Below are 14172 nucleotides of genomic sequence, written 5' to 3'. Positions count from 1 at the left end.
ATGAAAACCTTCAGTTTTGATATAACGCCTGATCATCCAAGAGAGACAGGCTGCAACAAGCGTCATCCTGTGCTGCAGATAGATGCCGCCATGCTGAGGCAAACGCTGCTAAGCGCGCTGACCAAGCTGGACCCCAGAGTGCAGCTGAAGAACCCCATCATGTTTGTGGTCTATGTCGCCAGTATTCTTCTGTCGCTGGAGGCGGTGGCCATAGGCTTGGGTTGGCGCGCCGGAAATCCCTGGTTCAGCGGTATTATCGCCATCTGGCTGTGGCTGACCTTGCTGTTTGCCAACTTTGCCGAGGCGCTGGCCGAGGGACGCAGCAAGGCGCAGGCCGACAGTCTGCGGGGGCTTCGACGCAGCAGCTGGGCCAACAAGCAGACAGACAAGGGGCTTGAAAAAGTGCTCGCCGATACTTTGAAGTGCGGTGATATCGTGCGGGTGGAAGCCGGTGAGATCATTCCCTGCGATGGGGAGATTATTCAAGGGGTTGCCTCTGTGGATGAGAGCGCCATTACCGGTGAGTCGGCCCCCGTTATCCGCGAGTCCGGCGGCGACTTCAGCTCTGTGGTGGGTGGAACCCGGCTGTTGTCAGACTGGCTGGTGGTGCGCTGCGCCCAGGAGAGCGGCAATACCTTTCTCGATCGCATGATTGCCATGGTGGACGGCGCCAAGCGGCGCAAGACCCCCAATGAGGTGGCGCTGAATATTTTGCTGATCACCCTGACGCTGATTTTCCTGTTGGTCACTGTGACTCTGGCGCCGTTTTCCGCTTATGGGGCCGCGGGCAGCGGCGGCGAGTCTATCTCGATGACAGTGCTGCTGGCGCTGCTCATCTGCCTCATCCCCACCACCATAGGCGGGCTGCTGTCTACCGTGGGTATTGCCGGCATGAGCCGCATGATAGGCGTCAATGTGATAGCCACTTCGGGAAGGGCGGTGGAAGCCGCAGGTGATGTGGATGTGCTCTTGCTGGACAAGACAGGCACCATCACCCTGGGCAATCGCCAGGCGAGTGATTTTCTGCCTGTGGCCGGTATAGCTGAAGAGGCGTTGGCCAATGCGGCGCAGCTGGCCTCTCTTGCCGATGAAACCCCGGAGGGGCGCAGCATAGTGGTGCTGGCGAAACAGAAGTTTGCCATCCGGGAGCGCAGTCTTGCCGAACTCGACGCCAGTTTTATTCCCTTTACTGCCCAAACCCGCATGAGCGGTATCAATCTGGGGACGAGGCAGATACGCAAAGGCTCTTTCGATGCCATCAGTCAATATGTGAAGGCCAACGGCGGCGAGGTTCCCAAAGAACTGGGAGCCTTGGTGGACAAGGTGGCCAAGCAGGGCTCCACTCCTCTGGTGGTGGCCGAAGGCAACAAACTTCTCGGGGTGATAGCGCTCAAGGACATAGTCAAAGGCGGTATCAAGGAGCGCTTTATCCAGCTGCGCAAGATGGGCATCAAAACCGTGATGATCACCGGCGATAACCCGCTCACCGCCGCGGCCATTGCCGCCGAGGCCGGGGTGGATGAGTATCTGGCCGAGGCCACGCCCGAAGCCAAACTGGCGCTGATTCGGCAATACCAGAATGAGGGGCGCCTGGTGGCCATGACAGGCGATGGCACCAATGACGCACCTGCGCTGGCACAGTCGGATGTGGCATTGGCAATGAACTCGGGCACCCAGGCGGCCAAGGAGGCCGGCAATATGGTGGATCTCGACTCCAACCCCACCAAGCTTATCGAAGTGGTGCATATCGGCAAACAGATGTTGATGACCCGTGGCTCGCTCACCAGCTTCAGCATAGCCAACGATCTGGCCAAGTATTTTGCCATCATTCCCGCGGCCTTCAGCACCACCTTTCCGGCGCTCGAGAGCCTCAATCTGATGCGACTGCACTCGCCCGAGTCGGCGGTCATTTCGGCGGTGATCTTCAATGCGCTGATCCTGGTGGCACTGTTGCCGCTGGCGCTCACGGGCGTGCGTTATCGCGCCATGGCGGCCGCTGCAGTGCTCAAACGCAACCTGTTGTTTTATGGGGTTGGCGGCCTACTGTTGCCCTTTGTTGCCATTAAAGTCATAGACGCATTGCTTGCCGCCACTGGCTGGATCTGATTGGAGTATGTTATGAAAACCTTGAAAATGGGCTTGTGGGTATTCGGCGTTATCTTTGTCGTGACCGGGTTGGTCTATCCGCTGCTGGTAACTGTTGGCGCCACGGCACTGTTCCCGCACCAGGCGGGAGGCAGCATAATAGAGCGAGATGGTGTCTTACTGGGCTCAGAGCTTATCGGGCAGGAGTACAAGACGGACGGTTTTTTCCATGGCCGCGCTTCGGCCTCGGCTTATGACGCCCTGGCTTCCGGCGGCAGTAACCTGTCGCCCCACAGCCGTGAGTTGCAATCCTTGTGGCAGCAGCGAGCCGCGGCCTTGAATGCCCACAACCCTGGAAATTCGTCTGTGCCTGGGCTGCTGGTCACTGCCTCCGGCAGTGGTCTGGACCCCCATATCTCACCCGAGGCCGCCTACTGGCAGCTGGGGCGAGTCGCCGAGGCGAGAGGGGTATCAGAGGCGCGGTTAAAGGCACTGATTGACAGCCATATTCGGCAGCCGTCCTTGCCCTTTATCGGCCAGCCCACGGTCAATGTATCATTGCTGAACCTGGCATTGAGCAAAATGGAGTAATCACTTGTCAGAAATCAGGCCCAATGCCGATTTGCTGCTACAGCAACAGCCGTCCTCCCGGGGGCGGCTCAAAATCTTCTTCGGCGCCTTTGCCGGGGTGGGCAAAACCTATGCCATGCTCAGCGAGGCTCGCAGGCTAAGACTGCAGGGGCTGGATGTACTGGCCGGATTGGTGGAAACCCACGGCAGAGATGAGACGGCGGCCCTGCTCGAAGGCCTGGAGCTGCTGCCGCCCAAAGCGCTGAGCATAATGCACAGGCGTTATCAGGAGTTTGATATCGATGCCGTGCTTGCCCGGCATCCGGCGCTGGTATTGGTCGATGAGCTGGCCCACAGCAATGCCCCGGGATGCCGTCACCGCAAACGTTGGCAGGATGTCAAAGAGTTGCTGGATGCCGGTATAGATGTGTTTACCACAGTCAATGTGCAGCATCTGGAAAGCCTCAACGATCTGGTGGGTGGCATTACCGGTATCAAGGTGTCGGAAACCCTGCCGGACTCAGTGTTTTATGAGGCCGACGAAGTGGTGCTGGTGGACCTGCCACCCGATGATCTGATGCAGCGAATGCGTGAGGGTAAAATCTATCTCTCATCCCAGGTGGAAAGGGCGATAGAAAACTTCTTCAACCGTCAGAATCTCACAGCGCTCAGGGAGTTGGCCCTCAACGCCACCGCCGAGCGGCTGGAGCAGCGCAGGCGTCAGGACAATGAGCCCGGCCTCCGGGGCGGCCTGCTGCTTGGGCTGACCCATGGTGAGCAGCAGGAGAAGCTTATTCGCCACGCCATGCGTCTGGCCAAGCGTCTCAATTGCCGCTGGTATGCCCTGCATGTGGAAACGCCCGAGGCACAGCAGTGGGATGATAGCAAGCGGCAACAGCTGCAGGATAACCTCAAGCTGGCCGAGAGCCTGGGGGCCGAGACCGCGACTCTGGTGGATCATGATATCTGCCACGGCTTGCTGGAATTTGCCGGCGAACACAGGTTGGAGCGGGTCCTTATCGGCCACCACAGCGGCAAGCGGCACCTGCCATGGCGCCGGGAGCTGGGCCAGCGTTTGAGGAAGCGCGCCGCAGACGAGGAGATTATCAGCCTCAACCTTGATCAAGCCACTAAGCAGCCCAAGGCCGCCAATCCCAGAGCCTGGCCCAGGCTGCGCCCGGCGAATATAGCCCTGGCCCTTGGTATGTCGGCCTTTTGTACCTTGCTTGGCTATTGGCTGGCGACCTGGTTTCATGCCACCAACATAGTGATGATCTACCTCTTGGGCACTGTATTGTTGTCGCTCAGGCTCGACAGAATGAGTGCCTTGTTGGCAACTTTGGTCAATGTGGCCTGCTTTGACCTCTTCTTTGTCGAGCCCAGGTTCTCCTTCTCGGTTGCCGATGCCCAATATCTGATGACCTTCTTCGCCATGGCCATAGTCAGTATCGCCATCACCCAACTCATGCATACCACGCGTATTCAGGCGCAAATGGCCCGGCAGCGGGAGCTGCGCACCTATCAGCTGTTTGAGATGTCGCAGCAACTGGGCTCGGCGCAAACCGAGCGGGAGATGGCTGCCATCGCCCAGCAGCATATCGGCAAGAGCTTCGCCGCGGCGGTGGCGGTATTGAAGGCCGAAGAGCAGGGGACCTTGCTGTTGACCAAGGGTTTTACCCGTTATGATTCGGCCATTGCCAAGTGGAGCATAGCCAACAACTGCGCAGCCGGCGCCGGAACAGATACCCTGCCCAATGCCGGTTGCTACTATCAGCCGGTAGCGATAGAGCAGCGGGTGCTGGCCATGGTGGTGCTCGAGCCTGTGAGTCTCAGCGGTTGGCTGGCACCTGAGCAGCAAAGGCTGCTCAATGCCTTTGTTTGCCTGTTGGCGCAGGCGCTTGAGCGGCTCGAGCTGGCCAAGGCCTCCAAGCAGGCGCAGTTGAATGTGGAAACCGAAAAGATGCGCAGCACTATGCTATCTTCCCTGTCCCATGACTTGCGCACTCCGCTGACGCTTATCCGCAACCAGAGCGACAGCCTGGTGACCAGTCTGGCGCCTTTCCCCGAACAGTGTCAGCAGGCGCGCCAACTGGCGCAGCGGATAGGTGAAACCATTCGGTTGACCAACAATGTAATGGAGATGATCCGCCTCGAGTCGTGCCATTTTATTTTGCAGCTTGACTGGCAGGATCTGGAGGAGATCCTCGGGGTGACGCTAAGGCAACTGGAACCCAGAACCCAGATTCGGTTGAATATCCCTGCCGAGCTGCCGCTTATCTATTGCGATGGCAATCTCATTCAGCGGGTGCTGTTGAATCTTTTGGAAAATGCATTTAAATATGGTCCGCCGGAGGTACAGATAAACATCAGTGCCCAGTTGGATGCCGAGCAGTTTTATATCGAAGTGGCCGACAACGGGCCCGGGCTTCCCACAGAGGATGCCAGTTGGCTGTTTACCAAGTTTGAGCGCGGCAACAAGGAGTGTGGCATTCCCGGGCTGGGGCTCGGCTTGGCCATCTGTCAGGCGATAGTCTCGGCCCATGGCGGCCGTATCTGGGCCCATAACCGCGAGCAGGGCGGCGCCGTGTTCACCTTCAGCTTGCCCTATGTTTCACCGCCCGAGATTTGTGGTGAAGAAGAGTATTTACCCGAGCAGGAATCCAGTTATGCCAGCATTGATTGATCCGCAGCCGTTTCATCATAGAAGGGTATTGGTGATAGATGATGCCCAGGAGATCTGTCAGTTTGTCAGTAAGGCCTTGCAGCAGTTGGGGCTTGAGGTGTTCACCGCTCACTCGCTCAATCAGGGCTTGATGGAGGCCTCGACCCGGCAGCCGGATACTGTGATCCTGGATCTCGGTTTGCCCGATGGCGATGGCCAGAGCTTTATTCCCCGTTTTCGCAGCTGGAGTGATGCCCCTGTGATAGTGCTGTCGGCCCGCAGCGATGAAGCCGACAAGGTGCAGGCGCTTAACAGCGGCGCCGACGATTACCTGTGCAAGCCCTTCGGCATAGAGGAGTTGCTGGCCCGGGTGCGGGTGGCGTTGAGGCGACACTTGCGCCACAGCCATGAGCCTGAAGCTCAGGTGCAGCTGGGAGAGGTCTTGTTCGACCGCCGCCGTCAGCAGCTGAGCCGTAACGGCGAGCCCGTGCATCTGACCAAGACGGAATTAAAGCTCCTGAACGCCTTGCTGGAGCAGCCGGGCAAGGTGTTGACTCAACAGAGCCTGCTGAAACAGGTCTGGGGGCCGACATTTGTCGAGCATGGCCACTATGTGCGCACCTATATGAAGCATCTGCGCAATAAGATAGAAGCTGAGCCCGCCAACCCCAAATACCTGCTCACGGAAATCGGCATAGGTTATCGCCTCGTCAGCGGTAAATAATGGAGAGGCCCGGCTCGGCTTCAGGCCTTAGTTTTTGATTTTGTCGCAAAAGCCGCCAGATAACGCCTTTGGCGTGATTTTGCCGGCAAGGCGGCCGGTTTTAACTTTGGTGAACCTCTTCCGGCGTGTTATCTTTCCCTATTGATTTTCAGCCAGTCAGAGCAATCGGATTTTCATGTCACAGCCCCGTTTCGTCCATCTACGTGTTCACTCAGACTTTTCCATGACCGATGGTCTGGCCAAGGTCAAGCCCATTCTGGCCAAGGTGGCCGATGAGGGCATGGCGGCAGTGGCGCTGACGGATCAGAACAACCTCTGTGGCCTGGTGAAATTCTACGGTGGCTGCCATGGCGCCGGGATAAAACCTATCATAGGGGCCGACTTCTGGATGTTGGTGCCCGGCTTTGAAGATGAGTTCTGCGCGCTTACTGTGCTGGCCATGGATAACGACGGCTACCAGAACCTGACTCAGCTGATCTCCAAGGCCTATCTGCGCGGTCAGGTGCGTGACCGGGTCGCTATCGATCAGGAGTGGCTGCTGGAGCACGGCGCCGGTATTTTGCTGCTCTCCGGCGCAAAGGAAGGGGACCTGGGCAAGGCACTACTCAAGGGCAACCTGAACCAGGCCCAGGAACTGACCGATTTCTACAAGCAGCACTTCAACGACCGTTACTTTATTGAACTGATCCGTACCGGGCGCCCGGATGAGGAGCGCTACCTGCATATGGCGGTGGAACATGCCGCCAACACAGGCCTGCCTGTGGTTGCCACCAACCAGGTGGTGTTCATGACCCCGGAAGAGTTCGAGGCCCATGAAATCCGGGTGGCTATCCACGATGGCTACACTCTGGCTGACCCCCGTAGACCCAAGAAATACAGCGAGCAGCAGTATCTCAAGACAGAAACTGAGATGTGCGAGCTGTTTGCCGACATTCCGGAAGCGCTGCAAAACACGGTGGAGATAGCCAAGCGCTGTAACGTTACCGTGCGGCTTGGCGAGTACTTCCTGCCCAACTTCCCCACGGGTGAGCTGTCCACCGCGGACTATCTGGTGATGCGCTCCAAAGAGGGGCTGGAAGAGCGTCTCGAGTTCCTGTTTCCGGACCCACAGGTGCGGGCGGAAAAGCGCGGCGAGTATGACGAGCGTCTGGATATTGAGCTCAAGGTAATCAACCAGATGGGCTTTCCCGGCTACTTCCTTATCGTGATGGAGTTTATCCAGTGGGGTAAGGACAACGGCATTCCCGTGGGCCCTGGGCGGGGGTCGGGTGCCGGCTCCCTGGTGGCCTATGCGCTTAAGATCACCGACTTGGACCCGCTGGAATTTGACCTGCTGTTCGAACGTTTTCTAAACCCCGAGCGGGTGTCGATGCCCGACTTTGACGTCGACTTCTGTATGGACAGGCGCGATGAGGTTATCGATCACGTGGCCGAACTCTATGGCCGGGATGCGGTATCGCAGATCATCACCTTCGGTACCATGGCCGCCAAGGCGGTAGTGCGTGACGTGGGCCGGGTGCTGGGTCACCCCTACGGTTTTGTCGACAGAATTTCCAAGATGATCCCGGCCGAGCCCGGGATGACGCTGGCCAAGGCGTTTGAGGCCGAGCCTGCGCTGCCTGAAGCCTATGAGGCCGATGAGGATGTCAAAGACCTTATCGACATGTGCCGCAAGCTTGAGGGTGTGACCCGTAACGCGGGTAAGCACGCCGGGGGCGTGGTGATTGCGCCGACCAAGATCACCGACTTCTCGCCGCTTTATTGCGACGCCGAAGGTAAAAACCCGGTGACCCAGTTCGACAAGAACGACGTGGAAACCGCCGGTCTGGTGAAGTTTGACTTCCTGGGTCTCAGGACGCTGACCATTATCGACTGGGCGCTGGGGATGATTAACCCAAGGCTCGCCAAGCTCGGCAAGCCGCCGGTCGATATTGCCGCCATTCCGCTGGACGATGCCAAGTCCTTCGGGGTACTGAAACGCTACGAAACCACGGCGGTATTCCAGCTGGAATCCCGCGGCATGAAAGATCTTATCAAGCGTCTGCAGCCCGACTGCTTTGAAGATATGATCGCTCTGGTGGCCCTGTTCCGCCCAGGCCCGTTGCAGTCGGGGATGGTAGATAACTTTATCGAGCGTAAGCATGGCCACGAGGCCATCTCCTACCCGGATGAGAAGTGGCAACACGAGAGCCTTAAACCGATTTTGGATCCTACCTACGGCATCATCCTCTATCAGGAACAGGTGATGCAGATTGCCCAGACGCTGGCGGGCTATACCCTGGGCGGCGCGGACATGCTGCGCCGGGCCATGGGTAAGAAAAAGCCGGAAGAGATGGCCAAGCAGCGTGCCGGTTTTGAAGCCGGGGCGATAAAAAACGGCGTCGACGGCGAACTGGCGATGAAGATTTTCGACCTGGTGGAGAAATTCGCCGGTTACGGCTTCAACAAATCGCACTCGGCCGCCTATGCACTGGTGTCCTATCAGACCCTCTGGCTCAAGACCCACTATCCGTCTGAATTTATGGCGGCGGTAATGTCCGCCGATATGGACAACACAGACAAGATAGTGACCCTGGTGGATGAGTGTGAGCGCATGGGGCTCAAGCTTATTCCGCCGGATGTCAACAAGGGCCTGTTCAAGTTTACCGTCGATGAAGAGCTCAATATCGTCTACGGCATAGGCGCCATCAAGGGGGTGGGCGAGGGGCCGGTCGAATCGATTCTGGAAGCCCGCAAGGGTGGGCCATTCAAAGACTTGTTCGACTTCTGCGCCCGGGTGGATTTGAAAAAACTCAACCGCCGGGTGATTGAAAAGCTGATCAATGCCGGCGCCATGGACAATCTGGGGCCGCACCGGGCCTCCATGATGGCTACCTTGCCGGAGGCGATACGCGCCGCCGATCAGCACGCCAAGGCCGAAGCCATAGGTCAGTGCGATATGTTCGGTCTGCTCAACGACGACCCAGAGGACAGCAAGCAACAGTTTGTTGACTGCCCGCGTTGGCCGGACAAGGTCTGGTTGGAAGGGGAGCGTGAGACTCTGGGGCTTTACCTCACAGGTCACCCTATCAACCAATATCTCAAAGAGCTCAGGCACTACACCTCCGGGCGGCTCAAGGATATTCACCCCACAGACAGGGGCAAGACGGTCAAGGCCGCAGGATTGGTGGTCGCCACCCGGGTGATGCTGACCAAGCGAGGCTCCAAGATGGGGCTGCTGACGCTGGACGATAAGAGTGCCCGTCTGGAAGTGATGCTGTTTACCGAGGCCTTCGAGAAATTCAATCACCTGCTGGAGAAAGACAGGATCCTCATCTGTGAAGGTGAAGTGAGCTTCGATGATTTCTCCGGCGGCAACCGGATGACGGCGCGCAACATCATAGATATGGGCGAAGCCCGCAGCCACTTTGCGGCGGCGGTGGAGCTGGATCTCGACGCGGCAATATTGAGCCCGGAATGGCTGACACAGTTTTATGAGACCCTCTCGCCCTGGCGCGGCGGCTCTGTGCCTGTGGCAATCAACTATCGTCAGGCCCTGGCCAAGGGACAGTTCCGTTTGAGTGACGACTGGCGGGTGAACCCCAGTGATGAACTCATGATGGCACTGGAAGCCATGCTCGGCACAGATAAGGTCAGGATCCTCTTTTAATGTCTCACACTCTGGTCGATACCCTGGTACTCAAGTTAACGGCGCTGCTGGATCAAATCGGCGCCACGGCTGACAACCACCTCTGGCTGGGTTACAGCGGCGGTATGGACTCAGAGCTGCTGGCCTATACCTTGGCGCGTTTTCGCGAGACTCATCCCAAGACGCCTTATCAAGTCTCCCTGGTGCACGTACACCATGGCCTCAGCCGCAATGCCGATGCCTGGGCGGCTCATTGTCGCCAAAGAGCCGAGCATTATGGCCTGAATTTTGTTCTTCGGAAGGTGCAACTTGAGCTCGGTTCGCGCGTCAGTATCGAGGCTGAGGCGCGGCGTGCCCGCTATCAGGCGATTGCCGAGCTGCTCAATCCCGGCGATATTCTGCTGACGGCCCATCATCAGGACGATCAGTTGGAGACGCTGCTGCTGGCACTCAAGCGTGGTCAGGGCCCCAAGGGGCTGGCGGCCATGGGGCAAGCCCAGCACTTAGCTCTGATATCCAGGGCAGAAAGTGCACCATGCTGGCAATTACGGCCCATGTTGGACAGCAGCCGGGCTCAGATAGAGCAGGCGGTGGCAAGCCTCGAGCTGCCCTATATCAATGATGAGAGTAATCAGGACACCCAGTATGACCGCAACTTCCTGCGCGCCGAGGTGATCCCTGTACTCAAGCAGCGCTGGCCTTCGATTGCCACAACGGCCTCGCGCAGCGCAGCGCTGTGCGCCGAGCAGCAGTTGCTGCTCGATGAAGTCAGCACCGAAAAGTTGCAGCCCTTGCTCGGCCGTTGTCGCTTCAGCGGCGTTCGGGTACTGGATAGCGCCGGGCTCAAAGTGCTGTCACCCCAGTGGCAGGCACAGTTGCTGCGGCAGTTTATTCAGATGCAGCGCTTGCCCCTACCGGCGCAGGTGCAGTTGCAACAAGCCTTGGCGCAGTTACTCGATGCCAGGGAGGATGCTCAGCTTGAGCTTAGCTTTAAAGGATTGCTCCTCAGGCGTTATGGGCAACAGATCTATGCCATGGCGCCTCTGCCGGGGTCAGCATTCCAATTGCTTGATGGCGCAGGTGCGACCGAAGATTTGGCAGCAAACCCCTCGAAACTGACCCTGAGCCCAAAGCTGCTGCAAGCACTGAGCCAAGGGCAGAGTCTGAGTGTTGGGCTCGTCGCCCCTTGGCAGCGCCTGGAGCTGACATTGGCAGACTCAGGGCCCAGGGCGGCGCTGGCTCAAGTAATGGCTCCACAACTGGCGTCACTAGGGGCAAAAGTTCAGCCATCAGATACCGCTGCTGCGCCTGAATTGGTCATGGGGCTCAAGGGCAGTTACCGCTGTCAGCCCCACAATAGAGACAAGGGCCGTGAGCTCAAGAAACTCTGGCATGAACTCGGAGTGCCACCCTGGCTCAGAGACAGAGTGCCGCTGCTGATGCAAAATGGCCGACTGCTGGCGCTGGCCGGTGGTTTTGTCGAGCGTAGCGCACTGGCATCTGGCTCTGAACCCGGAATCGTGTTGAAGCTGGTTGCTGAAGCAACCCCTTAGCGCAAATAGTTGTGGGCACAGCGGCTAATATGGCTTTTGGCTAAAATTTCCTAAGTGAGTATTGGCCGAGCTTCCGGCCACGATGTAGCTCATCACCTGCGGTGCGCTCTCGCACAGGCGATCCTGTGACTCGCTGCGAGTACGTCCCTGTAAGCTCTGCCTAGCCATCCTAGCTCGGAAGGTCACAGTTCCGCCTGTGCCTGGAAATTAGGTGTATGTCTGAAGACACTTCAGATGTTTCAAGCTACTCAGTGATAACAGAATTGCACCAATCCCCCTCGATGTCGCCGACAGCCGTTGGCGCAAATAACGTGGCTGAGGGCGAATACACCTATGAGCGCGATTCCCTGATGGATTTGAGTGCCAAATCCGCGCGGTCGAAATGAAAACCAAGAGAGTCCTCTTGGTCTAGGGGCAAATCGAGGGGCAAAGCGCCGCGACCTATAGTCTCGATCGCGGGCTAGTCAATCGCCGGCTAGTCTCAGTCGCGAGTCGCTATACAGTATCTGTTACGGCCGGCGGCCTTGGCGCGATAAAGTGCACGGTCGGCCTGTTCAAACAGTTGATCCTGATTTACTCCGGCGCTCCAGGCGGCTATGCCTATGCTGCAGGCGATGCCGTGGCGGTGAAACAGGGTTTCGTTGGCGAGCATTTCGAGCAGGCGCTCGCTCATGCGCACCGCCGACTCCAGATTGCCTTCCACCAATACCACAGAACATACAGGACATCCAAAACACTTTCTGAGCAGTAAGGAAGCACGCTGCAGGGGCCGTCTCTGATAAATAACGACGGATTTTTGGAAATGAGGCTCTCTGAGACGAGTAATCTGCGAGGTTCATGCAAAAACTCCAACCTCGACTGAGCTTTGATTGGTATTTCAAAGGCTAGTCAAGGCTGTGTGAAACATCAAAAAGATATGGCTGTCCTGTATTCTCCTGTATTTTCCGCGGTGAAACCGTCCGCTTGCTTGTCTTGTTAAGCCATGCGCGCTGCATGACCAATTAATTTTTCAATAGAGCGCAAAACTACGCCCCTATTCTTCGCGAGTTTTACCCATTTTGGTAGCCGGTTGACCATTGCCCATTTTGAATTAGCTGGAGATGGTCTGTCAGTGGCTGTTATGTACTCTGCGATATCTTGAGCGTGGACTGGGCTAAACACGCCAAAGCTTTGCCCCTTGATTGAAATTTGAAGTGACAATGTGTAGCCAAAATATGGTTCGATGCCGCTTGCTGGATCGTAATTTACAAAATCACTATTCCAGTTTGAACTTGGCCACCCCTCTCTGTGAGGGCAACCATGGCAAGTTAGCGAAACATCAAATGGCTGCCAAGGTAAAGAGTACTTTGATTCGGCAGTTATTACTGCATTTCCGCCACACTTTGGGCATATACAATGCACCTCTCTCAAATAGTCATTGAGAGTGGCGTTGTACTTTCCTGGGCTCGATAATCGCTTCATGGTTTTAGGGCTGAACGCTTTAATCTAGGGAACCCCCAGATAATTCCTTTTTATTCAATTCAGTAGACACGCATAGTGTTGATTGAACTAATTGATTTCGCCAAAAAACTACCAGATCCAACACCACGCGTGATGTCCATATCTTACACGATTTACTCAAAAAGCAATGCCCGCAAATACATCAAAAACGGCTTAATTCTCTGATGGTAGAACATACAAGAACATACAGGACATCCTAAACACTTTCTAAGCCGCAAGGAAGCACGCTGCAGGGGGCCGTCTCTGATAAATAGCGACGTATTTTTGGAAATGAGACTCTCAGGGAGGCTCACTTTCGGAGGTTCACGCAGAATTGTCGTTGCCAGGCATGCTTTCGGCAGGCTTAAGCCTGTTTCTGCAAAATCACCAAGGGTTTAAGGTTAATGGGGATGTATTGCTTGGCTTTGTTGCTTACCCCGGCACCATTTACCGCCATATTTGGCCTTCATGGCACACATCGCATCCCATCGGCCACTCATGCCACTGTACTGACGGCGAAACTCCTTGGCGGAAGTTATCCAGGCATCGTTGCTGATACCAAGCTCAAGCAGTAGTTTGGGCCTGGAACAGGCAATAAAGCCACGCTTGTCTTCCCGCACCGCCCGGCCTGTCCAATCAATCAGCTCCAGATAGTCAGCAAAGTGAAACGGAATGCCGCTTTGTTCGGCGGTCGTTGCTGCACCATCAAATTGCAGCAGTGGCTTAATTGAAGCGTTGGCAGTTGCAGGCTCAGCATGTTCTTCTATGCGCTCCTGAATGGATGTGTAATCAGAAGTTTGCAGCGAATCTGCAATACCGGCGCGAATGGGATTTAAATCCACATACATCATGCAGGCCAGCAGCGCCTGTTCATCGAGAAGCGCCTGCGACTTAAAGCGTCCTTCCCAGAATACGCCCTTGCAGCCATCTTCACGATTGGCCTTGCGGGCGATATCTTCGTTTAAACAGCGCATAAACCAACTGATACTGCCAAGGCGTTCCTGCCAATCGCTAATCAGCGTATCTAAAAGTATTCGCTCACCTTCTGAGAGACTATCGCCCTTGAGGAACTTTGCCGCCACGGGATTGCCACTAAAGAGCCCTGTCCAACGCTCAATAACTTCAAATGGCGACAACGATTGTTGCGCAGCAAGGTCGATTTTGAGCACCAAATGGTAGTGATTACTCATAACCGCATAAGCGCAAACGTCGATGCAGAATATTGACGACAACTGCCTGATTTTATCCACTATCCAGCCACGTCTATGCTCGTAACTGCGCCCCGACAGTGCATCTTCACCACACAAAAATGCCCTTCTGACGCAACGGTTAATCACGTGGTAAAAGGGCGTACTTTCAGCATCTATCAACTGGCGACGGGCAGTGGTCATAACCAACCTCGACTGAGCTTTGATGGGTATTTCAAAGCCTAGTCAAGACTGTGCGAAACATCAAAAAGATATGGCTGTCC

8 protein-coding genes are annotated in these 14172 nt (G+C 56.4%); 6 read left to right on the top strand and 2 right to left on the bottom strand.

All coding sequences use genetic code 11. The features are described 5' to 3' along the window. The 6 genes from kdpB (at position 1) to tilS (ending at position 11222) form a co-directional block, all read left to right on the top strand. Positions 1-2106: a potassium-transporting ATPase subunit KdpB gene (gene kdpB, locus E1N14_RS15220; protein WP_082813133.1), complete on the top strand. Its 2106-nt coding sequence runs from the start codon at positions 1-3 to the stop codon at positions 2104-2106. A gap of 12 nt (positions 2107-2118) precedes the next feature. Further along, positions 2119-2676: a potassium-transporting ATPase subunit KdpC gene (kdpC, locus tag E1N14_RS15215; RefSeq protein WP_025010993.1), complete on the top strand. Its 558-nt coding sequence runs from the start codon at positions 2119-2121 to the stop codon at positions 2674-2676. Between the two features lie 4 nt (positions 2677-2680). Beyond that, a complete protein-coding gene (locus tag E1N14_RS15210; protein WP_025010994.1) occupies positions 2681-5338 on the top strand; it encodes an ATP-binding protein in 2658 nt (885 codons plus the stop codon). Beyond that, complete coding sequence (locus E1N14_RS15205) at positions 5322-6041, top strand: response regulator (protein WP_045283565.1); 720 nt, start codon at positions 5322-5324, stop codon at positions 6039-6041. The genes E1N14_RS15210 and E1N14_RS15205 overlap by 17 nt, the downstream gene beginning before the upstream one ends. A gap of 175 nt (positions 6042-6216) precedes the next feature. Beyond that, a complete protein-coding gene (gene dnaE / locus E1N14_RS15200; RefSeq protein ID WP_062793845.1) occupies positions 6217-9690 on the top strand; it encodes a DNA polymerase III subunit alpha in 3474 nt (1157 codons plus the stop codon). Further along, complete coding sequence (gene tilS, locus E1N14_RS15195; RefSeq protein ID WP_025010996.1) at positions 9690-11222, top strand: tRNA lysidine(34) synthetase TilS; 1533 nt, start codon at positions 9690-9692, stop codon at positions 11220-11222. Before dnaE ends, tilS begins: the two co-directional genes overlap by 1 nt. A gap of 481 nt (positions 11223-11703) precedes the next feature. On the opposite strand, the gene E1N14_RS15190 is transcribed toward tilS, so the two are convergent. Together E1N14_RS15190 and E1N14_RS15185 are read right to left on the bottom strand one after the other, a co-directional pair. Beyond that, positions 11704-11934, bottom strand: coding sequence for a diguanylate cyclase (locus E1N14_RS15190; protein WP_062793844.1), 231 nt, complete (start codon positions 11932-11934; stop codon positions 11704-11706). Between the two features lie 1168 nt (positions 11935-13102). Next, positions 13103-14092, bottom strand: coding sequence for a transposase (locus E1N14_RS15185; protein WP_152134815.1), 990 nt, complete (start codon positions 14090-14092; stop codon positions 13103-13105). Between the last annotated feature and the right edge of the window lie 80 nt (positions 14093-14172).

The organism is Shewanella algae (assembly GCF_009183365.2).
Taxonomy (GTDB): domain Bacteria; phylum Pseudomonadota; class Gammaproteobacteria; order Enterobacterales; family Shewanellaceae; genus Shewanella; species Shewanella algae.
This window is presented reverse-complemented; position numbering and strand designations above follow the sequence as displayed.

What these genes read in the sequence shown, in the direction of transcription:
- kdpB (WP_082813133.1), top strand. Translation starts at nt 1, where the DNA reads ATGAAAACCTTCAGTTTTGATATAACGCCTGATCATCCAAGAGAGACA.
- kdpC (WP_025010993.1), top strand. Translation starts at nt 2,119, where the DNA reads ATGAAAACCTTGAAAATGGGCTTGTGGGTATTCGGCGTTATCTTTGTC.
- E1N14_RS15205 (WP_045283565.1), top strand. Translation starts at nt 5,322, where the DNA reads ATGCCAGCATTGATTGATCCGCAGCCGTTTCATCATAGAAGGGTATTG.
- dnaE (WP_062793845.1), top strand. Translation starts at nt 6,217, where the DNA reads ATGTCACAGCCCCGTTTCGTCCATCTACGTGTTCACTCAGACTTTTCC.
- tilS (WP_025010996.1), top strand. Translation starts at nt 9,690, where the DNA reads ATGTCTCACACTCTGGTCGATACCCTGGTACTCAAGTTAACGGCGCTG.
- E1N14_RS15185 (WP_152134815.1), bottom strand. Translation starts at nt 14,092, where the DNA reads ATGACCACTGCCCGTCGCCAGTTGATAGATGCTGAAAGTACGCCCTTT.